This window comes from Phyllobacterium sp. CL33Tsu, from assembly GCF_900113985.1.
GTDB lineage: Bacteria > Pseudomonadota > Alphaproteobacteria > Rhizobiales > Rhizobiaceae > Phyllobacterium > Phyllobacterium pellucidum.
This window is the reverse complement of sequence record NZ_FORJ01000005.1, coordinates 136071-158717: the sequence shown is the minus strand read 5'-3', so window position 1 is coordinate 158717 and position 22647 is coordinate 136071. Positions and strand designations below refer to the sequence as shown.

Genomic DNA, 22647 nt, shown 5'->3' with positions numbered 1-22647 from the left:
CCCTGAAGGCTTTTCATCGCTCACTTTCTATGCAGGGTGTGACATCGAACTGGCGAAGCATCAGCTTCGCTTGTTCGATCCTTCAAGCAAAATGATTGGACATTGCGCGAAGGAGCGAAAATATTCGCCTGCCACAGGAGACCAGCAATATGCCGAAACTCTACTCACAGCCCGAATCCGGAAACTGCTACAAGCCACGGCTTTTGATGGCGAAATTGGCGATGCCGTTCGAGCATATCCATGTGTCTTCCGTGGACGGTTCAACGCGCAAGCCTGAATATCTGGCAAAAAATCCGAACGGCAAGGTGCCCCTGCTCGAACTCGACGACGGGCGGTTCATCGCAGAATCAAACGCAATCCTGCTGCACCTTGGCGAAGGCAGCCGCTTCATTCCCGAGGACCCCTACGAGCGGGCGCTGATGTATCAGTGGCTGTTCTTCGAGCAGTATACGCATGAACCGAACATCGCCGTGAGAAAGGCCTTGTTCGTCTATCCGGAACGGGCCAAGGAGGCGACGCCAGAGCGGCTCGCGGCAACGCTAGAGGGGGGAAACAAGGCGCTCCTCGTCATGGAAACGCAGCTGCAGAAAACGCCATACCTGGTGGGCAGCAGCATGAGTTTAGCCGACATCGCCCTCTACGCCTATACACACGAAGCCAATCGCGGCGGCTACGATCTTTCAGCCTACCCGTCGATTGCAAAATGGCTGAGCCGGGTTGCTGCAGACGAAGGACACGTGCCAATCACGTGGATTCCGTAAGAACCATCCCACTCGCCCTAGTCACTTGATCTCGCGGTCTGCGCCGGTCATGCCCGGAAGGCGGCTCGCCAAAGCGTCGACGAGGACGCGCAGGCGGGCGGGCATGAAGGGGGCAGTCGGCCATACCGCGAATGTGTCGAAGATCAGAGGCTCAAGCCCGGTCAACACCTGAACCAGACGGCCTGCGCGAACGTGATCGCGGATCAGCCAGCACGGCGACCATACGAGGCCAAGACCGCTCGCGGCAGCATCCGCCGCAGCCTCAAGATCGTCAACGATGAGCAAACTTCGCGTCGGGGCAGCGAAGGTGCCGCCGCGCCCGTCAGGGAACAGCCAAGGGCGGGCATTGCCGTCGCGGCCATAGGTGATGGCGTCGTGTGCAGCGATGTCATCGAGTGCACCGGGTGTTCCGCGCGCGGCGAGATAGTCCGGTGACGCGCAGATGGCCATGCGCTGGCGGGCGATACGGCGTGCGCTCAATCCAGCCTTGTCCGGAAGCACGGTGTTGCGCACGATCAAGTCGTAACCCTCTTCGATAAGGTCCACGGTCCGGTCGGTGAAGGAGACGTCGAATCGCAGTCGCGGATATTGCCGGGCGAGATCGAAGACGACCGGCGCCACGCAGCGCCGGCCGAAGATTGCCGGTACGCTGATCCGCATGCGGCCGGCTGGCTCGGCCATTTCCGAGGTCAGAGCAAATTCGGCCGCCTCGACTTCAGCGAGGACGCGCAGCGAGCGCTCGTAGAAGGCGTGCCCCTCTGCAGTCAGCGCAAATGCCCGGGTTGTGCGATGGCAGAGCCTCACGCCAAGCCGCTGCTCAAGGCGTGCCACGGTCTTGCCCACCGCCGACCTCGACATGTGCAGGCGTTCGGCCGCTGCCGAGAATCCGCCCGCGTCGACAACTGCAACAAATTCCTGAATGCCGGCGAGTTTGTTCAACGTCCTTGATCCTCATTGTAGACAGTAGCGATACAATATTGATGCTGATTGGCGCAACTGTTGTGCTCGCGGCGCATATATGGTCGACACCTCAACCCGGAGGCGGGTGCGATAGAAAGGTGTATCCATGACAACGACGATGCGACGCTGGCAATTGACCGCGGCCGGCAGGGAAAATCTAAAGTTGGCGGAGGTACCGGTTCCGCAACCAGGGCCCGGCGAAATATTGATCAAGGTCTTCGCCGCGTCGTTGAACTATCGTGACAAGCTCCTGATCGATGACGGTTTCGGCTTGCCCGATCCGCTGACGGAACCGGTGGTGCCTGCTTCCGACCTTTCCGGCATCGTCGCCGGGGTCGGGGACGGCGTGACGCGCTTTGCCGTGGGCGACAGCGTCATCTCCACGTTTATTCCCGATTGGATAGATGGCGACGGCCCGGGGACCGCGAGAGAGCCCAACGGGCGCACGCTCGGGGGCACGGTGCAGGGGGTTCTTGCCGAGTATGTCGTTCTCCACGAAGACTGGGCGGTGCGAGGCCCTGCCAACCTTACGCATAGCGAGGCCAGCACGCTGCCCTGCGCTGGACTGACCGCATGGACGGCGCTTGTCGAGCGTGGACAATTGCGGGCGGGACAGACGGTCCTCATTCTTGGCACCGGCGGTGTTTCGCTGTTCGGGCTTCAAATCGGCCTGATGCACGGGGCCGAAATCATCGTCGTTTCAGGGGACGACAAGAAGCTGGCTCGCGCGAGCGAACGCGGCGCCCACCACGGCATCAACCGCAAGAAAGAGAATTGGGTGGCCGCCGTTCATCGCCTGACGCGCGATCACGGCGCCGATCATATTCTCGAAACCGTGGGCGGCGCCCATCTTGGCAAATCGCTTGAGGCGGCTGCCGTCGCGGGGCGCATCTCCCTTATTGGCATTCTCGAAGGGCTGGATGTGTCCGGGAGCTTTGGCGCATTCGCCCGCAAGCGACTGATCGTCGAAGGTCTTCAGGTCGGCCATCGCCGGGGACTTGAAGATCTGGTAAGGGCCTATGACGTTTCAGGCGTGAAGCCGATCATCGAGGCCAGCTACACGTTGGCTGAGCTCAACGCTGCGCTTGATCATCTTGATCGGGGACCGTTCGGTAAAGTCGTTGTTGAACTCGCTTAGAAGTTGAGTCCGGCGGACCGACGAATCTCTTGATATAAAACGAAAAAGGCGGGGTGAACCCGCCTTTTCTATGGCGCTCTTCCAAGCAGAGCTATCCTATTTATGCAAGGCACCTAGCGTCCAGTGGTCCCACCGAGCACGGCGGTGATGGCCCATGTCAGACCGGGAGGAAAAACGTTGCGATGGTTCTTGCTGCGCACAACCAGTGAGCGGATCGTCAGCCCTGGATAGTGGCGCTGCTTAAGCTGTGACTCGAATGCCCGCATATCGCCAACCATATTTTGAGTATTATCACGACGCCCAGGGTCGTAACGACCGATCTCCTCTCCGCCGACAAAGAGCAGGAGATCAGCCTTCAAGTTCCTGTTGGCTCTGGCATATTCGGACTCGAATGTGAGAATGGCATGATCGGCAAACCAGAGAGACGGACTACCGAGTATGTAGGTGCGGAAAAGGCCTGGTTCGGTCAGCAGGATATGCGCGCCAAGAAGCCCCCCATACGAATGTCCCACATAGATGCGCCGGTCGGGATTGGTACGATAGAGGCTCTCGACATAGGGGATCACGGTTTGACGCAGATAGTGCTGATACGCGTGAGCTCCGCCATAGGCGGTATCGCCGGGCTTGCGAGGAGCCGGTGTATAGTCGCGTTTGCGGCTAGCCACCAAACTCTCGCCCTTCGCGTAAGAGAGGCCCACGATTATAGGCTCCTGGGCGAGAGTCCCATTTTTGTAAAGCTCCCTGATTTGACAGGTTACGGGCCTTGTCTCGCGGCCCCCATCTGCAAGATATATGACGGGATAATGGGTCGAAGCATCGCGGTCGTAGTCGGACGGCAGACTGATCTCGACATCATAGAGTCGTCCCGAAGCCGGATCGGGCACGAATCGGGTCTGAATACCGCCGGGATCACAGCCAGTCCATTTCGCGCTCCGGGTTTCGGCGGGTCGCGCCAAAATACACAGGTGGCAGAGAAAGATCAGGGCCATAGTAAGCGTCTGTCGTGTGGAGTTCAATCGAACCAATGTTCAAACACCATGGGTTGCTTGTTTCAATGTCGGCAAGGAAACCTCGGAAGTAAGATGTAAAATGGATGAGCCCGATGCCTCGCCCGGTAGTCCGGATCGGGGATCGTATGGTAAAGTAATGACTAGGTTCGCTTAGAAGTTGAGTCCGGCGGACCGACGAATCTCTTGATATAAAACGAAAAAGGCGGGGTGAACCCGCCTTTCTCAATTCTGTGCTTCAGAAATCGAACGATTCCCGGTTTGCGGCATCAACCCGCGACGCTGAGGTTGTCAGCGGACGACTTGCCCGAACGACGGTCCTGAACGATTTCGTAGTTGACCTTCTGACCGTCATTGAGGCCGCGCAGACCTGCGCGTTCAACAGCGGAAATATGGACGAATACGTCGGCACCACCGGTATCAGGCTGGATGAAACCGTAGCCCTTAGTGCTGTTGAACCATTTCACTGTTCCCGTAGCCATGGGAAATTCCTTTCAGATGTATAAGACAGGCAGCATGCACATATGCAGCCCAGGGAATCGAACCTATGCAATGGAGTTCATCAGGAAGCGCAACGGGTTACGCAGGTCGCAAAGTCACTCGACCGATAAAATCGATGACGGATACATATGACAGATTCCGGCCCAAAACAAGCCGGATTCAAAATGGCCTGCCATCGAGGTTACCGCGCAGCGCTTGCGCGCGTAAATTTTGCCCCTACATTCCGTCTTGCATTTCAGCGCATTATCCGACGTGTGTTAGAAGGTAGAACAAGGCCGACTCGCGGTCGCCCACAGGGGAAACTCATGGCGGAGCAGAAACCGAACCGATCCACGCCCACCTCCGTCGCGGGCGAAGTGGAAGCGGGTCTCTGGGCGCAGCTTCGCGTCATCGGCAATATCTACTGGATTTCGCCGGTTCGTAACCGCCTTATTCTCCTCATTCTCGGCGTCTTCGCCATCATCATCGTCACCTCGGCGGGGCAGGTCCTTCTCAACCGCTGGAACGTGCCGTTCTATGACGCCCTGTCGCGTCGCGATTTTTCGGCGTTCGTCGATCAGCTCATGGTGTTCTTCGCCATTGCCTCAGTGCTGCTCGTGCTCAACGTGGCGCAGACCTGGCTCAATCAGATGGCGCGCCTCAAGCTGCGCGAGGGGCTGACGCGCGATCTCGTCGGCGAATGGCTGCAACCACGACGGGCATTCAAGCTCTCCAATTCCGGTCCGATCGGCGTCAATCCCGACCAGCGCCTGCATGAGGACGCCCGCCATCTCGCCGAAATGTCGACCGATCTCGGCTTCGGGCTGTTGCAGGCGTCGATATTGCTGATCAGCTTCGTCGGCGTGTTGTGGACGTTTTCCAGCGGCTTCGTCTTCAACGTGGCGGGCTACAGTTTTTCCATACCTGGCTACATGGTCTGGGCAGCATTTCTCTATGCCGGCATCGCGTCGTGGATCAGCTGGCTTGTCGGACGCCGGCTCATCCATCTCAATGCCGACAGATACCAGAAGGAATCGGAACTGCGTTTCTCGTTGATGCGGGTCAACGAACATATCGATGCGATTTCGCTCTACCGTGGCGAGGCCGACGAGAATCGCCGGCTCGGTTTCGATATCGACCGACTGCTTGGCGCAATCCGCCTGCTGGTCACCGCCTTGACCCAGTTGACCTGGGTCACTTCCGGTTACGGCTGGATCACAATCGTTGCACCGATCCTCGTTGCAGCGCCAGTCTACTTTGCCGGTAACCTGTCCTTTGGCGGCTTGATGGCTGCAATCGGCGCGTTCAATCAGGTGCATGACGCGTTGAAATGGTTCGTCAACAATTTCGGCGCCATTGCCGATTGGCGCGCCACGCTTTTGCGCGTTACGTCATTCCGCCAGGCTGTTCAGGCGACCGACCTCATGAACAGTGTTGACCAGCGCATCAAGTTCACCGAGACGGATTCCAACCAGATCGTCCTGGAATCGCTGAAAATCACCGCGCCCCGGGCAACGGTTCGGCTGAAGGAAAAGAAGGCGGTCGTCAAGGAAGGCGAGCGGGTCCTGATAACCAGCGAAGCTGGGATCGACCGGACATTGCTGTTCCGCGCCATTGCCGGCCTCTGGCCGTGGGGTGCCGGAACGGTCAGCCTGCCCGCCAACACCTCGATCCTCTATATGCCGCGTTCGCCCTATTTTCCGCCGGGCAGCCTGCGGGGAGCGATGTCGTATCCGCAAGGCGAGGAAGCCTTTTCCGACGAGCAACTGGTATCGGCCCTTCATGAACTCGGCCTGACCCGGCTTGAATCAATGCTCGATTTCCGCGCGCGCTGGGACAGGGAACTCAGCGACGACGAACAGCAATCGCTGGCCTTTGCCCGCCTCAAATTGCACGAACCAAGCTGGGTGGTGATCGATGAGGCCCTCGACGCCATGGAACCTGCCGCGCATGAGCGGGTCATGAAGGTTTTGCGCAACCATCTCGCCAAGTCGACCGTGGTGCATATCGGGCGGGAGGACAAGGACGAAAAGCTCTTCGCCAAGGTGCTGCACTTCGTCAGCGACCCGTCGGGCCACGGCCTCGAGAACGAAGGGACCGAAGGGGTGTAGCGCTACCAGATTGTGGTGATGTGCGCGTATTCCTGAATTTTGCTGTCGGCTGTGACCAGCGGCGCGCTCAAGACATGACACGTGGCGACGATCATGCGGTCAGCCGGATCCTTGTGAAAGTCGCCGGGCAATGTCACCGATTTTACCCCGATCTCGCGATCTACGGCGACAAAGCGCATTCGCTCGATTCGCGCGACTGCGCTTAGCCAGGAATCGACATCCATCGAAAGCACCAGCCGTCCTCGATCGACCAGCATGGCGATTTCCCAAGCTGAGATGGCCGAGATAATGATCTCGCCACTCACTTGCTGCTCTTGGATCACGTGACGTGCCGTCCTGCTCAAGGCGGGATCGCCGCTCACCCACCAAACCAGGACATGTGTGTCCAGTACGATCACTGCGCCTCGGCCCAGTCATCGTCGCCGACCGGGTCGGTTGGCTTATCGTACTGAATGACCGAGCCACGTAACACGTCCATTGCGCTGCGTTCGGTTCCGCCGCGATAAGGGCGCACCTCAAGCACCGGCTTGCCATGGTCGGTCACGACAAGGCCAACGCCAGACGCTTCAACCTGCCGAAAATATTCAAGCGCCTTTGCCTTGAATTCGGATTTGGATACCTGTCTGCTCATATTTGTGACCATAGTCAGATGCCTATAGTCATTTTACTGTGCATTGTCCTGCCAGGCAAGTAGCGGTGCCACCAGCCCGGCCTAGACTGTCAAACGAAATAATCCTGCAGCGGCCTGACCTCAAGCGAACCCGCCTTCAATGCCGCGATTGCTTCGGCGACCGCATCAGCACCCGAGAGGGTGGTGTAATATGGCACCTTCTGCATCAGCGTTGCGCGGCGGAGAGACTTGGAGTCCGAGATCGCCTTGGCGCTGTCCGTGGTGTTGAAGACCAACTGGACCTGCCGGTTGCGGATGGCGTCCTCGACATGCGGGCGGCCTTCCTGAACCTTGTTGATCTTCTGGGCCGCAACGCCGTTTTCCGAAAGAAAACGGGCCGTGCCGCCGGTCGCCATGATTTTGAAGCCGAGCCCCGAGAGACGCTTGACGGCCGAAAGTATACCCGGCTTGTCGTCGTCGCGGACAGAAACGAACAGCGTTCCATCGCGCGGAAGATCGACACCGGCACCGAGCTGTGACTTGGCAAAGGCCAGCGCGTAGTCATAGTCGAGACCCATGACCTCACCGGTCGAGCGCATCTCTGGCCCAAGCAGCGTATCAACGCCGGGGAAGCGCGCGAACGGGAACACCGCTTCCTTGACGGCGATGTGCTTGCGGCCTGTCGTTGCCGGCTTGCCGCCATAATTGGCAAGCGCCTGATCCAGCGTTTCGCCCGACATTATCCGTGCTGCGACCTTGGCAATCGGCGTTCCGATGGTCTTGGCGACGAAGGGCACTGTACGAGACGCGCGGGGGTTCACCTCTAGCACATAGATCGTGTCGTCCTTGATGGCATATTGCACGTTCATCAGGCCGACGACATTGAGCGATTTGGCAAGCGCCGCCGTCTGCTTTTCGAGTTCCGCGACGGTTTCAGCGGAGAGGGAGTGGACGGGCAGGGAGCAGGCGCTGTCGCCGGAATGGATGCCGGCCTCCTCGATGTGCTCCATTATGCCGGAAACCCAGGTGTCCTTGCCGTCGCACAGGCAGTCGACATCGACCTCGATGGCCTCGGTCAAATAGCGGTCGAAAAGCAGCGGGTTTTTGCCGAGGAGCGTATTGATCTGCCCGGTTTTATCATTGGGATACTTCTGCTTGATTTCCTCAGGCACGAGTTCGGGAACCGTGTCGAGAAGGTAGCTCTGCAGCGACCGCTCGTCATGGATGATCTGCATGGCGCGTCCGCCGAGCACGTAGGAGGGGCGTACCACAAGCGGGAAGCCGAGTTCCCCGGCAATGGTGCGGGCCTGCTCAACCGAATAGGCGATACCGTTTTTCGGCTGGGTCAGATCAAGCTTGACCAGAAGCTTCTGGAAGCGGTCGCGGTCCTCTGCAAGGTCGATCGCGTCCGGCGACGTGCCGAGGATCGGGATACCGGCCTTTTCCAGCGCATCGGCAAGCTTGAGCGGCGTCTGGCCACCGAACTGGACGATGACGCCATGGAGCGTGCCGGCGCTCTGTTCCGTGCGCAGGATTTCAAGGACGTCTTCAGCCGTCAAAGGTTCGAAGTAGAGCCGGTCCGAGGTGTCGTAGTCGGTCGACACGGTCTCCGGGTTGCAGTTGATCATGATGGCTTCGTAGCCGGCGTCGCGCAGTGCGAAAGCGGCATGGCAGCAGCAATAGTCGAATTCGATACCCTGGCCGATACGGTTCGGGCCGCCGCCGAGGATGACGACTTTCTTGCGATCGGATACCTCGGCCTCCGAGGCGAGTGCGCCGGCGAAGGGTACTTCATAGGTCGAATACATATAGGCGGTCGGCGAGGCGAACTCGGCAGCGCAGGTGTCGATGCGCTTGTAGACCGGATGAACGTCGAGCTTGTTGCGAAGCTTGGTGACATCGGAGGCCTCGACCTTGGCGAGGCTGGCAAGACGGGCATCGGAAAAGCCCATGCCCTTCAGCATGCGCAGGTTCTGCGCGTCCTGCGGCAGGCCATGCTCGCGCACCCGTTCTTCCGTGGCGATGATTTCCGCCATCTGTTCGAGAAACCACGGGTCGATCTTGCAGCCCTCGTGCACCTCCTCGACGGAAAGACCAAGCCGCAGCGCCTGCGCCACCATGCGCAGCCGGTCCGGCGTGGGCGTGCCGATGGCGGCGCGGATCGCATTGTTGTCGTTGCCCTCGCCAGTGCCGGGAATCGTAATTTCGTCGAGGCCGGTCAGACCGGTTTCAAGGCCGCGCAGCGCCTTCTGCAGCGATTCCTTGAAGGTGCGTCCGATCGCCATGACCTCGCCGACCGACTTCATTGCCGTTGTCAGGATCGGTTCGGCGCCAGGGAATTTCTCGAAGGCGAAGCGGGGGATCTTGGTGACGACATAATCGATCGACGGTTCGAACGATGCCGGCGTCGCGCCGCCGGTAATGTCGTTTTCGAGTTCGTCGAGCGTGTAGCCGACTGCGAGCTTGGCTGCGACCTTGGCAATGGGGAAGCCCGTCGCCTTCGATGCCAGTGCCGAGGAGCGCGACACGCGCGGATTCATCTCGATGACGATCAGCCGCCCGTTTTCCGGGTTGACGGCGAACTGGACGTTCGAGCCGCCGGTCTCGACCCCGATTTCGCGCAGCACCGCGATCGAGGCATTGCGCATGATCTGGTATTCCTTGTCGGTCAAGGTCAGAGCAGGGGCAACGGTGATCGAGTCGCCGGTATGGACGCCCATGGGATCGACGTTCTCGATCGAGCAGATGATGATGCAATTGTCCGCCTTGTCGCGAACAACCTCCATCTCGTACTCCTTCCATCCGAGCACCGACTCCTCGATCAGCACCTCGGTCGTCGGCGAGGCATCGAGGCCGCTGCCGATGATTTCATAGAACTCGGTACGGTTGTAGGCGATGCCGCCGCCGGTGCCGCCCATGGTAAACGAAGGGCGGATGATAGCCGGGAGGCCGACATGGTCGAGCGCGGCCCCGGCCATGCCGAGTGCATGCGAGACATAACGCTGCTTGCGGTCGCCTTCGCCGAGCTGCCATTCGGTCTCGAGCTTGTCGAGCGCCGCGTCGAGTTCCGCGCCGGAATATTTCGCTTTCACCGCCTCGCGCTGCTCCTGATGCAAGCGGCGGTCGTGATCCTTGACATCCGTGGCATTGGCGAGCATCGAGCGCGGTGTTTCGAGGCCTATCTTGGCCATCGCCTCGCGGAAAAGCGCCCGGTCCTCGGCCTTGTCGATGGCGGCGGCATCGGCGCCGATCATCTCGACATTGTAGCGATCGAGAACGCCCATGCGGCGCAGCGAAAGCGCGGTATTGAGCGCGGTCTGGCCGCCCATGGTCGGCAGCAGCGCGTCCGGACGCTCCTTGGCGATGATCTTCGCGACGACTTCCGGGGTGATCGGCTCGATATAGGTGGCGTCGGCAAGCTCCGGATCGGTCATGATCGTCGCCGGATTGGAATTGACGAGGATGACCCGATAGCCTTCTTCCTTCAGCGCCTTGCAGGCTTGCGTGCCGGAATAGTCAAACTCGCATGCCTGACCGATGATGATCGGGCCAGCGCCGATGATCAGAATAGATTTGATGTCGGTGCGTTTTGGCATGGTCGGTTCCTATCCATAGCGTGCTGCACAAAAAACCGCACGGGTTTCGACCGTACGGACAGACACTTAAGTTCCAGATGCGAGGCTAAGGCTGCCTTATAGGCAAAGGAATCGCATTACGTAACCCCAAAAACGCGGCATTTCGTGCTTTTTCGCCGCAGTTTGGGGCATGTTTGCGGCTCGGCCCTCCCGCTGCATCATTCGGTCATGAAAGTTGATTATGTGTCGTCGGCGCCCGTGCGTTGAAAAATAGCCGCATGCGTGAAACAAATATCGCACTATACTGTTGATAGTGCAGCATATCGGCCGGTTCGTCGGCTGGCTTTGGGGAGATGGACATGCGTTGGCAAGGCCGCAGGCAAAGTGACAATGTTGAGGATCAACGCGGCGAGGGCGACGGCGGCTTTCCCGGAGGCATCGGGCGCGGCGGGTTTCGGTTGCCGACAGGCGGCGGCTTCAGCACGGCGCGCGGCGGCGGCTTTTCAAGCATCGTTATTCTCGCGGCGATTTTCCTGTTTCTGAAGTTCTGCACCAATATCGATCCCATGCAGATCCTCGTCGGTTCTGGCGAAGATGGCGGTACGCTTTCGCCGAGCCAGACCCAGTCGCCCTCGGGCGGCGACACGTCCGTCAAGAGCAATGACGAGATGACCCAGTTCGTCCGGACGATCCTTGCCGAGACCGAGGACGTCTGGAGCGGCATCTTCCAGGCCGAGGGACAGACCTATCCGGCGCCCACCATGGTGCTCTTCAACGGGCAGGTGCGGTCCGCCTGCGGTTTTGCCAGTGCGGCGTCCGGGCCGTTCTATTGCCCCGGTGATCGCAAGCTCTACATCGATCTGAGTTTCTATGACGAACTGGACAAGAAGTTCGGCGCATCGGGCGACTTCGCCCAGGCCTACGTGCTTGCCCACGAAGTCGGCCACCATGTGCAGAACCTGATCGGCGTGCTGCCCAAGTTCAACCAGATGCGGCAGAACATGAGCGAGGCAGATGCCAATGCCATGTCTGTTCGCGTCGAGCTCCAGGCCGACTGTTTTGCCGGCATCTGGGGCCACTTCACCGAGCAGAAGGGCATTCTCGAAACGGGCGATCTGGAAGAGGCATTGAATGCCGCCCAGAAGATCGGCGACGATACGCTGCAACGCAAAATGCAGGGTTATGTCGTACCGGAGAGCTTCAACCATGGCACCTCGCAGCAACGCGCGACCTGGTTCAAGCGCGGATTCGACAGCGGCAAGCTCGATAGCTGCGATACGTTCAACAGCAAGATCTGATGCGGCCGGTTGCCTCCCGTAGCGGGAGGCACTCCGCTAGATGGCTTCTTGATCGCTGATCCGGTCAAGGCCGAGCGCATGGGCGACGGCCGCTCTAGAGTGGATCGTTGTCGAGTCGAATACCGGCAGGGCCAGATTGTCGTCGGTCAGTGACAGGCAGATTTCAGTGCAGCCAAGGATGACGCAATCGGCGCCGGCTTCCTTGCCGCGCTGCACGATCTTTTCGAGCGCATGACGGGAATCATCCTTGACCATGCCGCAGCACAGTTCATCGAAGATCACAGAATGAACCTTCGCGCGATCGATCTCGTTCGGCACCATGACCTCGATAGCAAAGTAATCGCGCATGAATTCGGCATAGAAGCCGTGTTCCATCGTATAGCGGGTAGCCAGCAGCAGCGGCCGGCTTTTGCCTGCGGCAGCCAGCGCTTTCGCGGTTTCGGTGCGGATATCGATAAGCGGCACGCGAATAGAGGCTGCGACGGGTTCGGCGACGAGGTGCATGGTATTGGTGCAGATGAGCACACAATCAGCGCCGGCAGCTTCGAGGTGCTGGGCCGCACCGGAGAGGAGCACAGCGGCATCGTCCCAGGAATTGGCTTTCTGCAAGGCAACGACTTCGGAGAAGTCGAGCGACTGCATGGCAATCTTTGCCGAGACCAGCCCGCCAAGTCGCTCACGGATCATCTCATTGATCTGGCGATAATAAACAGCGGTGCTTTCCCAGCTCATTCCGCCAATCAATCCAATAGTGCGCATACCAACCCCTTGCTGTGTGACCTGGGGAAAGGATAGGCGGGAACACGCGCAAAAGCTTCGCAAACTTGGCGCCTTTTGGTTGCGGCTTTGCAAAAAATCAGCGTAGTATGCATCTAACACGCAATAAATAGGCTTGGTTTGATCAATGTTCGACGATCGCGATCGTAAAATCCTTGATTTGCTGCAGAATGACGCGTCACTCGGCGTATCTGAACTCGCTGAACGGGTAAACCTATCGGTATCGGCATGTTCGCGCCGCATCCAGCGCCTCGAAGAGGAGGGGTTCATCGCGCGACGCGTGGTCCTCCTTGATCGTCCGCTGATGGGATTGCCGACGACGATGTTCGTCATTGTCCGCACTGCACGCCATTCCGCCGAATGGCTCGAACAATTCCGCAAGGCGATCAACGACATTCCCGAAATCGTCGAGGTGCATCGCATGACCGGTACGATCGACTACATCCTGAAACTCGTCCTGCCCCGGGTCGAGGCCTATGACGGCATCTATCGGACGCTGGTCGAAAGGGTCGAGTTCTTCGATATTTCCGCTTCGGTTTCGATGGAGATCCTGAAGACTACGACGGCTGTGCCAACGCGCTACGTGCGCTAGCATTTGGCAGCAGTTGTCAGGAGCAAGTTCGCTTGCAGCCAGAAATCGATGGTATTTTGCGCCGTTTCCTGTTCATGTTCACGAATTGTTTCGCGCCTGACGACTGAAAATGCGCCCTTTGCGCCTCCGCTGCGCATATGAGGGCTGTCTGTGAGTTTTCCGATGATCGATCCGGTCCTTGCCAAACGCGGCCTCATTCTCGTTTTTACGATCCTCCTGCTCGACATCATCGGCATTGGGATCATCATTCCCGTTCTCCCCGAATATCTGGAAGAACTCACAGGCACGGATGTCGGACAGGCGGCGATCTACGGCGGCTGGCTGCTCTTCGTTTATGCGGGCATGCAGTTTGCATTTGCGCCGCTTATCGGAAATCTGAGCGACCGGTTCGGCCGCAGGCCAATCCTGTTGATATCCATTATCACCTTCTCACTCGACAATCTGATCTGCGCGCTTGCACCGAACTTCGCGATTTTGTTGCTCGGACGGATTCTCGCGGGGATAAGCGGCGGCAGTTACGCGACGGCCTCAGCCTACATCGCCGATGTCAGCACCGACGAGAACCGCGCCCGAAATTTCGGCCTGCTCGGCATCGCCTTCGGCATTGGTTTCATCCTCGGCCCGATCATAGGCGGCTTCCTCGGTGAATTCGGCCCGCGGGTTCCTTTCTTTGGCGCCGCCGCAATCTCATTCGTCAATTTCGTCGTCGCCTGGTTCATGCTGCCCGAAACACTCGCGATCAAGAACCGCCGGGCATTCGAGTGGAAGCGCGCCAATCCGATTGGCGCGCTGAGACAGATGCGCCAGCACAAGGGCATCCTCGCTATCGGACTTGCCTTTTTCATGCTTACGCTCGGGCATATGGCATACCCGTCGGTATGGGCCTATGTCGGAAGTTTTCGCTATGGCTGGAGCGAAAGCGATATCGGCCTTTCGCTCGGCGTCTATGGCCTCTGCAGCGCCCTCGTTATGGGGCTGGTATTGCCGCGCGTCGTCACGATGTTCGGCGAATGGCGAACCGCGGTCATCGGCCTGACCTTCGCCATGCTCGGCTTCTTCGGCTATGCGAGCGCCTGGCAGGGCTGGATGGTCTATGCGGTGATCATCGCGACGTGCCTAGAAGGTCTGGCCGACCCGGCCATGCGCAGCATCGCATCGGCCAAGGTGCCGGCCTCCGAACAGGGCGAGTTGCAGGGCGCGATGACAAGCCTTTTCAGCATAACCAACATTATCGGGCCGCTGATCTTCACGCAGATTTTCGCGGTTTTCACCGCGGCGGACGCGCCGGTGAAATTTGCCGGCGCCGCCTATGTGCTTGGCGGTCTGTTCGTGCTCGTTGCGGTCATCGTTTTTGTCCTGCGCGTCGAAAAGCCTTCGCCCGCAAAGGATGGCGCGCTTGCACCGGGCGCGCTTGCGCCGAACGAAGCTCAGTAGCTCAGGCGAGGAGCCTTCGTTCGATCCGGATCATGGCGCGCTCGAAGACCGAAGCATCCCCACGGGCTCGGGCCAATACCAGCGCGCCCTGGATGCCGGCCACGGACTCCTCGGCAAGATCTTCCGCGTCGACCGCGCTGCAACCATTTTTGACGAGGGCCGCGGCCAGTGACGCCTGCCAATTCGAAAAGTAGGCGCTTATCCGATTGCCGAACCGATCGCGGACGTTGTCGAGAGCAAATGCGCCGACAAGGCACACGCGCCGTCCCGAGTGAAAATATCCGTTCACGCCGCGGCACATTGCTTCAATGGCTGCGCGGGGATCAGCGCCTTCCCGCAAGACCCGATAGATATTCGCTTCGAACCAGGCATCAATTTCGGCAAGCACCGCCGTTGCCATTTCCCCTTTGCCACCAGGAAAGAAGTGGTAGAGGCTGCCCTTGCCGAGGCCGGTGCGTTCACCGATGATGGCAAGGCTTGCACCCTCGAAGCCATATTCACGGAAGATTTCGGCAAGAACTGGAACGATGTCGGAGCGTTCGGCAACGGTTTTGGCCATAGCCTACAGACCGAGATCGGTTAGCCCGGGATGGTCCGCCGGACGAGGCTTCGAGCGCTCCCAGAAAAACTTCCTTTCCGATTCCTTAATCGGCAGGTCATTGATTGATGCGTAGCGTTCGCGCATTAGCCCGTTCTGGTCGAACTCCCAATTCTCGTTGCCATAGGCACGGAACCAGTTGCCCGAATCGTCGTGATATTCATAGGCGAAGCGAACGGCGATCCGGTTGTCTGTAAACGCCCAAAGCTCCTTGATCAGGCGATAATCGAGCTCGCGCACCCACTTTGCGGTGAGAAAGGCAACGATCTCGTCGCGTCCCCTGATGAAGGTGGAGCGATTGCGCCACGAGCTGTCGGGCGTATATGCGAGGGAGACCCGCTGCGGATCGCGGCTATTCCAGCCGTCTTCAGCCGCACGAACTTTTAAGATCGCTGTTTCGCGTGTGAATGGCGGCAGCGGCGGACGTTGCTCTGACATAATCGGTTCCTTTTTGTACCAAAAGGTAAAATCTTGAGGGATTGGTACAGTCATTATCTCTTATGTCAAGAGCGAGTTCGGTAGTTTCATGCGCAAGCGAACTTACCTTCAGCCATTTTCACCATTTCACATTTGCTCTAGAAAATGGGCGCCGTTGGAAAGTGAGGTGAGAGAATGTCCCAAGGATTGCGCGTTACGCTGAATGGAGCAGGGCTCAGCCTGTCGAGGATTGTACTCGGTGGATGGCGGCTCTTGGACGGAACTTCGAAACCAAGTGCCTCCGACGTTGCGCGGCTCATTCAGGGTTCAATCGACCTCGGAATAACGAGCTTTGACCATGCGGACATCTACGGCAACTACGGAGTCGAGCAAGTTTTCGGAGAGGGGCTTAAAGATTGGGGCGGTCCGCGGGACACGATAGAGTTGATCAGCAAATGCGATATCATGCTGAAATCAAATGCCCGCCCGGACAATCGTCTCAAACACTACGATACGAGCGCCGCGCATATCAGGGCCTCTGTCGAACGCTCGCTCACCAATCTCCACACCGACTATCTCGATATTTTGCTGATCCATCGTCCCGACCCTCTCATGAATGCGGACGAGACGGCCTCAGGTCTGGAAAGCGTCGTAAAAGCAGGGAAGGTTCGCGCTGTCGGCGTCTCGAATTTCTCGCCATCGCAATTCGACCTGTTGGCTTCGCGTTTGTCGTTTCCACTGGTGACGAACCAGATCGAACTGTCGGTGCTTCAAACATCGCCGTTATTTGACGGCAGCCTCGACCATGCGCAACGCTTGCGCTACGCGCCGATGATCTGGTCCCCACTTGGCGGCGGCAAGCTCTTCAGCAGCGATGGGCAGCGGGAAATCTACGTTCGTGATGTTTTGGGCGAAGTGGGAGCGAAAATTGGCGTGGAGGACATCTCCGCCATCGCGATCGCCTGGCTGCTATGCCATCCGGCGAGGCTTATCCCAGTGCTTGGCAGCTTAAACCTCGATCGTCTCGCAGCAATGACTCGGGCGCTCGACATCGAACTCGACCGCCAGCAATGGTTCGAAATCCTGAAAGCTGCTACGGGACGGGACGTGCCCTGATCAGGCCGCCTGGTCCCGCTCCGGCAGCGGTTCCAGACCCTTGCGCGCGCGAATGAGATTGAAGAAGCGGCGGAAGAGATAGTGCGAGTCCTGCGGACCGGGCGAGGCCTCCGGGTGATGCTGGACCGAGAAGATCGGGCGGCCGGTGACGCGCAAGCCGCAATTGCTGCCGTCGAACAGTGAGACATGGGTCTCTTCGACGCCAGCGGGCAGCGATTTGGTGTCGACCGCAAAGCCATGGTTCATCGAGACGATCTCGACCTTGCCGGTGGTATCGTCGCGTACCGGATGGTTGGCGCCGTGGTGGCCCTGGTGCATCTTTTGCGTGTCGCCACCCAGCGCGAGCGCCAGCATCTGGTGGCCGAGGCAAATGCCGAACATCGGAATTTCGGTCTCGATCAGTTGCTTGATCGCGGGGACCGCATATTTTCCGGTTGCGGCCGGATCGCCCGGGCCGTTCGAAAGGAAAATGCCGTCAGGCTGGTGGGCGAGAACGTCGTCCGCCGTGGCCGTTGCCGGAAGTATGGTGACCTTCGCGCCAAGCCCGGCAATGAGCCGAAGGATATTGCGCTTGATGCCATAGTCGATGGCAACCACGTGGAATTCCGGCGCCGACTGTTCGGCGAAGCCTTCATTCCAGACCCATGGCTTCTCGGTCCAGACCGAACTCTGGCCGGACGTGACGTCCTTGGCGAGATCGAGGTCGAGAAGGCCATGCCATGCAGCGGCGCGTGCTTTCAGCGCCGGGATGTCGAACTTGCCGTCCGGATCGTGGGCGATCACGGCGTTCGGCATCCCTTTTTCGCGGATGAGAACGGTAAGCGCGCGGGTATCGACGCCGGCAAGCGCGATGATGCCGCGCGCTTTCAGCCAATGATTAAGGTTGTCGGCGGCACGATAGCTCGACGGGGCGGTGATGTCCGCCTTGAAGATCGCGCCGACAGCGCCAGCCCGGTTGGCGGGCGTCAAATCCTCGATGTCTTCCTTGTTGGTGCCGACATTGCCGATATGCGGAAAGGTGAAGGTTACGATCTGTCCCGCATAGGAAGGGTCGGTTAGAATCTCTTCATAACCGGTAAGTGCGGTATTGAAACAGACCTCCGCCTCGCAACTGCCGGTGGCGCCGAGGCCCTTGCCTTCGATGACCGTGCCATCGGCAAGGACGAGAACTGCCGTCGGCTTTGCTTGCGTCCAGCCGGCTGTCTTCGGGCTCGTCTGGGCTGCAGCGTCTGTCGTTGTCGAGGGGTTCATGCGGCACTCCTGGCGTAGGCTTACGTCGTTGTTGTCCTTGTCGTTGCGGGGCATTGAAGAATGCCGTCCATGCGTCCATATGACGTGACTGAACGCGGTGGCCGGAAAGCTCTCCACCGCAGCAACAACAATAATAGTCTGGCTAAGGCCCACTCCATAGACAAAGCCGCGCCCGCGGTCAATTGGAACGCGAAGACTCCTGATGAATTCTCCAGGCGTCTGGACTAACGCCAATTGTTTCAGGCTGGCTCCGCGTCTAGGTTGCTCGCAAACAGGAGACGACGAATATGCGCGATACGATCGCACAAGCACTCACCGCCGCCGTCAAGGCACAGGACAAGCGCCGGGTCCCGACGTTGCGCCTGATCATGGCGGCAATCAAGGATCGCGACATTCTCAACCGGGGAACGGGCAAGGAGCCGGTGACGAACGAGGAAATCAGCACAATCCTCGCCAAGATGATCAAGCAGCGCGAGGAATCGGCGAAGCTGTACGAAGATGGCGGCCGCCAGGAGCTTGCCGAGCAGGAGCTCGGCGAAATCGAGATTATCCGCGACTTCATGCCAAAGCAGATGAGCGAGGCCGAAATACGCGCCGCTACATCGCAGGTCATCACGCAAACCGAAGCAAGCGGCCTGCGCGATATGGGCAAGGTGATGAACGCGCTCAAGGAGAAATATGCCGGCCAGATGGACTTCAGCAAGGCAAGCGCCCTAGTCAAGGAATTGCTGCAGTAGCTGTGCTCGAGTACCGTGTGCGACTTGCATTGTGGCCGGGAACTCATCGCAGTTTCAGGGTTTTATGAGGAGAAGGTGGGCTCGCGCGCCATCGGGATTTGAAAGGTCAAAGCTTCAAGATGGGCAAATTGTCATCGTGCGCAATTTTTAGGCGTCATTGGCAAAAAACCATGTAGGATGCACTGAGCCACTCCGTCTGTTGCTTGCCGGAGTGGACGTTCTTCCAACGTAATTAAAGATCAGGCACAGGCCACTGCGATACATCGGTCGTCTGCTTTTATTGTTTTCGATTTTAGCCCCGGAGCGCCACGAATGAAGATTGAAGTCGGATGCAAGCTGACCTTCGAGTTTCCGCAGGAAACACCGATTATCGCCATACTGAATGTTCATCACTCGCGCGTTGACGATCTCATCGGCATAGAGACGTTCAAGACAGCACCAATGATCCATGCCCATGGCTACCACGATCAATTTGGAAACTGGTGCAATCGTATCCTGGCGCCAGCGGGCCAATTCAGTTTAAGCACGAATGCCGTTGTCAACGACAGCGGCTCCCCCGATCCGGTCCACCTCGGTGCCGTGCAGCATCTGGTTCAGGATCTTCCCGATGAGGTGCTGGTCTACCTGATGGGTAGCCGCTATTGCGAGACGGACTTGTTGAGCGATCAGGCCTGGCGGCTGTTCGAACAATTCCCGCTCGGCTGGCAGCGGGTTCAGGCCGTCTGCGATTACGTGCACCAGCATATAAAATTCGGTTACGCATATTCCAATCCGACCCGAACGGCGAGCGGTGCTTTTGGCGAGGGCATTGGCGTCTGCCGGGACTTTACGCACCTAGCGGTCGCATTTTGCCGCTGTCTCAACATACCGACACGCTATTGCACCGGATATATAACCGATATCGGGGTTCCACCGCCGCATTCGGAGATGGATTTCTGTGCATGGATGGAGGTGTTCCTCGGCGGAGAGTGGCATGCATTCGATCCACGAAACAACGCGCCGCGCATTGGTCGCATCAAGGTTGCGCATGGGCGCGATGCTGCGGACGTCCCGCTCACGAACGTCTTCGGTCCCAATGTCCTGACGCAATTCAAGGTGTGGGCCGACGAGGCAGTGCCGGCCTGACGGGCGAAACCTGCCTGCATCCTCGGCAGATCAGTTCACCAATTTGAAATCGCCGGGCTTCCAGCTCTTGTCGAACCACGGTTTCTAGGGCGCCGCGCCCCTTTTTCTCAATAGGGGCGATTTTCTGATGCCGCTTGCTCGGAAGAAGCCGGATTGCCGGATGCTTTGAAAGCGCTTTTGGACGGGATCGCGAAGCGAAATACAGCTCCGCCGTCCGGATGATTGAAAGCCTCGATTGTTCCGCCGTGGGCCTTGACGATCGACTGGCATATGGCAAGTCCTATGCCGAGGCCGCCCTCCTTTGTCGTGAAGAAACCGTCGAATATCCGTTCCATGTGATCGACGGCGATACCCGTGCCCGTATCCCGGATCGAGAAAACAACCTGATCGTTGTCGTCCAGGCTGGTCTCGAGGTAAATCTCGCGTCGGGTTTTCGGTGCCGACTTCATGGCCTGGATGCTGTTGACGATCAGATTGACGATGATCTGCTGCAACTGAATTCGATCGCCCTCGATCAACGGGAGGTTCGGCTCAAGACTGGATTTGATCACCACATCCTTGTCTTCGCTTTCGTGGCGAAGAAAGATCAGGCATTGGCGCACGACGTCGTTCAAACCAAGCAAGGCGTAGGACGGGGCGCGCTTGCGCGCCATGTCCTGGATCCGACCGATAATATCGCTGGCGCGCTGGGCGCTGTCGACCACGCGAGACGTCAGTTGATCTGCCTTCTCGAGATTGGGCTCAGCTTTCCTCAGATATCGCAGGCTCGTCTGGGCATTCATCAGGATTGCCGCGAGGGGCTGCTTTATCTCGTGCGCGATCGACGTGGTCATTTCGCCCAAGGTCGAAAGCCGCGATGCGTGCGAAAAATCCGCCTCGATCCTGCGCAGCTTTGCTTCCGCCTCAAGGCGCGCCGTGTTGTCTATCATGATGATGATCGTTGTATCGAGCCGTTCGCCGGGAACCGGGAAGGTCACCAACAGCAGCACGTCAATCACTCGGCCATCGAACGTCTTCACCTTGAGTTCTTCGACGTGGTTCCGCGCCCCTGAAAAATGCGCCAGCATAACGCGCCGCGCGGCGCCGGGCGTGCCCGCAAACAGATAGCCGACCGGACCGGTAAAGTCCGAACGTTCCTTGCTCCCGAAGAGAGACATGGCATCATCATTGACGTCGAATACCTGCACAAGTTCGCAGGTAAGATCGACGAGATCGGGGTGTTCCTCTGAATAGGCAGCCATGTCGTCGAGGCCGCCCTCCCTCAGGCGGTCGAAAATACGCCCTGCGGCGCGGGCGTCGATCTGCCAGACCGGGATGGGCAGATAGGAGATCAGGTTGCGATATCGACTCTGGCTCGCTTCCAGTTCGATCAGCGCGTTTGGCGCGTTCAATACGGCTTTGACGCGGACGAAGACTGTATCGGGGCACCGCGGGTCGGTCGCTCGCCAACCCGTCAGAACGACTTGCTGCAATCGGCCAACGACGGGAATTTCCCGTATCTCCGGTTCCGCATCGGTCTTTGCAACAAGGGCGGTCAGCAAATCTCCAAGTGCTGCCCGGCTTTGCTCGGGCCATAGGCTGGCGACAGGCCGGTCGATCACCCGGTCACGATCTTCCGGCAACCCGAACAGGCGTATGGCTTCGTCATTGACATCCGTTATCTGGATGGCGGTGAGGAGCGTATCCAATCGATCTGGACACCATTCATCGGCGCTCGGATCCCGGTTCGCCGGTGCATTGACGGGAGCAAACAGGGGCAGGGCACGTCTCAGGTTGAATTGCCAGCAGGCTGCCGTTCCCAACGCCGTGCTATGAAGCAGCGAGACGGCGGCGTTGGCTTGCACCGTGGAAAATTCGACAACATCCAGTGGATTGCCCAAACCGTCTTTGCGAAGTGCCAACCGGATATTGGCCTCGACTACCGCGCCCGAATGCGAGAGCCGCTGCAACGCGCCGTCCCAATGCCCGTTCTTCAACAGATGATTCCAAAGCACGGTGCCCTGGTCAGGCTCCGGCATGAGATCCTGGAAATGCCGGCCGATCATGGCCGCGACAACCCATCCATAATGGGTTGTCGTCGCGGGGTTGCAGTAATGAATTGTGCCTTCGAGATCGTAGCGAATGACACTGTCGGTCGCGTAATCTGCGAGTTCCATCTGCGACCTCCGTTTCCTGACGCGATGGTCGATTGCGTTTCAATTCACCGGCTGGCGGTGTCATCCGTGATCGATCTTACTCCTTCGAACCACGATTGAGGGCGGATATGATGTGCCGATAGAGCACATTGTCGTCGATCGGCTTGTTCAGAAAGGCGATTGCCCCACAGTGAAGCGCCCTCGACCTTGCTGCGGGGTCCGAGTGTGCCGAAATGAAGACGATGGGTAAGCCGGGATCGACCTCGGCAAGCTTCTGCTGCAATTGAAGCCCGCTTATAGCTTTCATGTGAAGGTCTGTGATCAGGCAGTCGAACCGCCCTGGGGCATGCGCTGCCAGGAATGTTTCGGGGCTTTCGAACGCCCGGCACTTGAAGTCGAACACCTCGAGTAATTCCGCCAGGGCCTCGCGGACGCTTGCGTCGTCGTCGACGACTGCAATAACTGGTACTGGGGCCAAAATGAATACTTTCGCGCAACCTACTGTGACAACTCGGTTTTAGTATC

21 protein-coding genes are annotated in these 22647 nt (G+C 58.8%); 9 read left to right on the top strand and 12 right to left on the bottom strand.

The window, feature by feature from the left end; genetic code table 11:
• The first annotated feature begins 149 nt into the window (after nucleotides 1-149).
• On the top strand, nucleotides 150-761 hold the full coding sequence (locus BM074_RS17685; RefSeq protein ID WP_027233382.1) for a glutathione S-transferase family protein: 612 nt from the start codon (nucleotides 150-152) through the stop codon (nucleotides 759-761).
• 21 nt (nucleotides 762-782) lie between these two features.
• Here BM074_RS17685 and BM074_RS17680 read toward each other — a convergent pair whose 3' ends face one another.
• Nucleotides 783-1700, bottom strand: a complete 918-nt coding sequence (locus BM074_RS17680) for a LysR family transcriptional regulator (protein ID WP_091923784.1) — start codon at nucleotides 1698-1700, stop codon at nucleotides 783-785.
• 127 nt (nucleotides 1701-1827) lie between these two features.
• Between BM074_RS17680 and BM074_RS17675 the strand changes: the two genes are divergently transcribed.
• Nucleotides 1828-2859 (top strand): zinc-dependent alcohol dehydrogenase family protein, encoded by a 1032-nt coding sequence (locus BM074_RS17675; protein WP_091923782.1) that lies wholly within the window; start codon nucleotides 1828-1830, stop codon nucleotides 2857-2859.
• A gap of 113 nt (nucleotides 2860-2972) precedes the next feature.
• On the opposite strand, the gene BM074_RS17670 is transcribed toward BM074_RS17675, so the two are convergent.
• Complete coding sequence (locus BM074_RS17670; protein WP_091923781.1) at nucleotides 2973-3848, bottom strand: alpha/beta hydrolase; 876 nt, start codon at nucleotides 3846-3848, stop codon at nucleotides 2973-2975.
• Nucleotides 3849-4135: 287 nt separating this feature from the next.
• The gene (locus BM074_RS17665) at nucleotides 4136-4348 is read right to left on the bottom strand and encodes a cold-shock protein (RefSeq protein ID WP_027233379.1); all 213 of its coding nucleotides are present in this window, start codon (nucleotides 4346-4348) and stop codon (nucleotides 4136-4138) included.
• A 324-nt stretch (nucleotides 4349-4672) separates the two neighbouring features.
• On the opposite strand from BM074_RS17665, the gene BM074_RS17660 reads away from it, so the two are divergent.
• Complete coding sequence (locus BM074_RS17660; protein WP_091923779.1) at nucleotides 4673-6457, top strand: ABC transporter ATP-binding protein/permease; 1785 nt, start codon at nucleotides 4673-4675, stop codon at nucleotides 6455-6457.
• A 2-nt stretch (nucleotides 6458-6459) separates the two neighbouring features.
• Here the strand turns inward: BM074_RS17660 and BM074_RS17655 are convergent, their stop codons facing one another.
• From BM074_RS17655 to carB, 3 genes are all read right to left on the bottom strand, one after another.
• Nucleotides 6460-6855 (bottom strand): type II toxin-antitoxin system VapC family toxin, encoded by a 396-nt coding sequence (locus tag BM074_RS17655; protein ID WP_091923777.1) that lies wholly within the window; start codon nucleotides 6853-6855, stop codon nucleotides 6460-6462.
• Nucleotides 6852-7088: a type II toxin-antitoxin system Phd/YefM family antitoxin gene (locus BM074_RS17650; RefSeq protein ID WP_139217691.1), complete on the bottom strand. Its 237-nt coding sequence runs from the start codon at nucleotides 7086-7088 to the stop codon at nucleotides 6852-6854. The genes BM074_RS17655 and BM074_RS17650 overlap by 4 nt, the downstream gene beginning before the upstream one ends.
• Nucleotides 7089-7177: 89 nt before the next feature.
• A complete protein-coding gene (gene carB, locus BM074_RS17645; protein WP_091923772.1) occupies nucleotides 7178-10663 on the bottom strand; it encodes a carbamoyl-phosphate synthase large subunit in 3486 nt (1161 codons plus the stop codon).
• Between the two features lie 338 nt (nucleotides 10664-11001).
• On the opposite strand from carB, the gene BM074_RS17640 reads away from it, so the two are divergent.
• Nucleotides 11002-11940: a KPN_02809 family neutral zinc metallopeptidase gene (locus BM074_RS17640; protein WP_091923770.1), complete on the top strand. Its 939-nt coding sequence runs from the start codon at nucleotides 11002-11004 to the stop codon at nucleotides 11938-11940.
• A gap of 36 nt (nucleotides 11941-11976) precedes the next feature.
• Here the strand turns inward: BM074_RS17640 and BM074_RS17635 are convergent, their stop codons facing one another.
• On the bottom strand, nucleotides 11977-12699 hold the full coding sequence (locus BM074_RS17635) for an aspartate/glutamate racemase family protein (RefSeq protein ID WP_091923768.1): 723 nt from the start codon (nucleotides 12697-12699) through the stop codon (nucleotides 11977-11979).
• A 145-nt stretch (nucleotides 12700-12844) separates the two neighbouring features.
• Here BM074_RS17635 and BM074_RS17630 point away from each other — a divergent pair, with 145 nt between their 5' ends.
• A complete protein-coding gene (locus BM074_RS17630; protein ID WP_027233372.1) occupies nucleotides 12845-13309 on the top strand; it encodes an Lrp/AsnC family transcriptional regulator in 465 nt (154 codons plus the stop codon).
• Between the two features lie 162 nt (nucleotides 13310-13471).
• Entirely contained in the window at nucleotides 13472-14743 is a 1272-nt protein-coding gene (locus BM074_RS17625) for a TCR/Tet family MFS transporter (RefSeq protein WP_091923766.1), read from the top strand.
• A gap of 1 nt (nucleotide 14744) precedes the next feature.
• Here BM074_RS17625 and BM074_RS17620 read toward each other — a convergent pair whose 3' ends face one another.
• The gene (locus BM074_RS17620) at nucleotides 14745-15302 is read right to left on the bottom strand and encodes a TetR/AcrR family transcriptional regulator (RefSeq protein ID WP_091923764.1); all 558 of its coding nucleotides are present in this window, start codon (nucleotides 15300-15302) and stop codon (nucleotides 14745-14747) included.
• A gap of 3 nt (nucleotides 15303-15305) precedes the next feature.
• Nucleotides 15306-15779: a nuclear transport factor 2 family protein gene (locus BM074_RS17615; RefSeq protein ID WP_091923762.1), complete on the bottom strand. Its 474-nt coding sequence runs from the start codon at nucleotides 15777-15779 to the stop codon at nucleotides 15306-15308.
• A 174-nt stretch (nucleotides 15780-15953) separates the two neighbouring features.
• On the opposite strand from BM074_RS17615, the gene BM074_RS17610 reads away from it, so the two are divergent.
• Nucleotides 15954-16874: an aldo/keto reductase gene (locus tag BM074_RS17610; RefSeq protein ID WP_091923760.1), complete on the top strand. Its 921-nt coding sequence runs from the start codon at nucleotides 15954-15956 to the stop codon at nucleotides 16872-16874.
• On the opposite strand, the gene carA is transcribed toward BM074_RS17610, so the two are convergent.
• Nucleotides 16875-18125 carry a glutamine-hydrolyzing carbamoyl-phosphate synthase small subunit gene (carA, locus tag BM074_RS17605; RefSeq protein ID WP_091924019.1) on the bottom strand — a complete coding sequence of 417 codons (1251 nt, stop codon included), beginning with the start codon at nucleotides 18123-18125 and terminating at the stop codon, nucleotides 16875-16877. It lies immediately after the preceding gene.
• Between the two features lie 287 nt (nucleotides 18126-18412).
• On the opposite strand from carA, the gene BM074_RS17600 reads away from it, so the two are divergent.
• Together BM074_RS17600 and BM074_RS17595 are read left to right on the top strand one after the other, a co-directional pair.
• A complete protein-coding gene (locus BM074_RS17600; protein ID WP_027233366.1) occupies nucleotides 18413-18862 on the top strand; it encodes a GatB/YqeY domain-containing protein in 450 nt (149 codons plus the stop codon).
• Between the two features lie 312 nt (nucleotides 18863-19174).
• The gene (locus tag BM074_RS17595; RefSeq protein ID WP_091923758.1) at nucleotides 19175-19987 is read left to right on the top strand and encodes a transglutaminase-like domain-containing protein; all 813 of its coding nucleotides are present in this window, start codon (nucleotides 19175-19177) and stop codon (nucleotides 19985-19987) included.
• A 107-nt stretch (nucleotides 19988-20094) separates the two neighbouring features.
• Here BM074_RS17595 and BM074_RS17590 read toward each other — a convergent pair whose 3' ends face one another.
• A complete protein-coding gene (locus BM074_RS17590) occupies nucleotides 20095-22143 on the bottom strand; it encodes an ATP-binding protein (protein WP_091923756.1) in 2049 nt (682 codons plus the stop codon).
• 76 nt (nucleotides 22144-22219) lie between these two features.
• Nucleotides 22220-22600: a response regulator transcription factor gene (locus BM074_RS17585; RefSeq protein ID WP_027233363.1), complete on the bottom strand. Its 381-nt coding sequence runs from the start codon at nucleotides 22598-22600 to the stop codon at nucleotides 22220-22222.
• Between the last annotated feature and the right edge of the window lie 47 nt (nucleotides 22601-22647).

Coding starts and splice junctions, on each gene's coding strand:
- BM074_RS17685 (WP_027233382.1), top strand. CDS start 150: ATGCCGAAACTCTACTCACAGCCCGAATCCGGAAACTGCTACAAGCCA.
- BM074_RS17675 (WP_091923782.1), top strand. CDS start 1,828: ATGACAACGACGATGCGACGCTGGCAATTGACCGCGGCCGGCAGGGAA.
- BM074_RS17670 (WP_091923781.1), bottom strand. CDS start 3,848: ATGGCCCTGATCTTTCTCTGCCACCTGTGTATTTTGGCGCGACCCGCC.
- BM074_RS17665 (WP_027233379.1), bottom strand. CDS start 4,348: ATGGCTACGGGAACAGTGAAATGGTTCAACAGCACTAAGGGCTACGGT.
- BM074_RS17660 (WP_091923779.1), top strand. CDS start 4,673: ATGGCGGAGCAGAAACCGAACCGATCCACGCCCACCTCCGTCGCGGGC.
- BM074_RS17650 (WP_139217691.1), bottom strand. CDS start 7,088: ATGAGCAGACAGGTATCCAAATCCGAATTCAAGGCAAAGGCGCTTGAA.
- carB (WP_091923772.1), bottom strand. CDS start 10,663: ATGCCAAAACGCACCGACATCAAATCTATTCTGATCATCGGCGCTGGC.
- BM074_RS17640 (WP_091923770.1), top strand. CDS start 11,002: ATGCGTTGGCAAGGCCGCAGGCAAAGTGACAATGTTGAGGATCAACGC.
- BM074_RS17635 (WP_091923768.1), bottom strand. CDS start 12,699: ATGCGCACTATTGGATTGATTGGCGGAATGAGCTGGGAAAGCACCGCT.
- BM074_RS17630 (WP_027233372.1), top strand. CDS start 12,845: ATGTTCGACGATCGCGATCGTAAAATCCTTGATTTGCTGCAGAATGAC.
- BM074_RS17625 (WP_091923766.1), top strand. CDS start 13,472: ATGATCGATCCGGTCCTTGCCAAACGCGGCCTCATTCTCGTTTTTACG.
- BM074_RS17620 (WP_091923764.1), bottom strand. CDS start 15,302: ATGGCCAAAACCGTTGCCGAACGCTCCGACATCGTTCCAGTTCTTGCC.
- BM074_RS17615 (WP_091923762.1), bottom strand. CDS start 15,779: ATGTCAGAGCAACGTCCGCCGCTGCCGCCATTCACACGCGAAACAGCG.
- BM074_RS17610 (WP_091923760.1), top strand. CDS start 15,954: ATGTCCCAAGGATTGCGCGTTACGCTGAATGGAGCAGGGCTCAGCCTG.
- carA (WP_091924019.1), bottom strand. CDS start 18,125: ATGAACCCCTCGACAACGACAGACGCTGCAGCCCAGACGAGCCCGAAG.
- BM074_RS17600 (WP_027233366.1), top strand. CDS start 18,413: ATGCGCGATACGATCGCACAAGCACTCACCGCCGCCGTCAAGGCACAG.
- BM074_RS17595 (WP_091923758.1), top strand. CDS start 19,175: ATGAAGATTGAAGTCGGATGCAAGCTGACCTTCGAGTTTCCGCAGGAA.
- BM074_RS17590 (WP_091923756.1), bottom strand. CDS start 22,143: ATGGAACTCGCAGATTACGCGACCGACAGTGTCATTCGCTACGATCTC.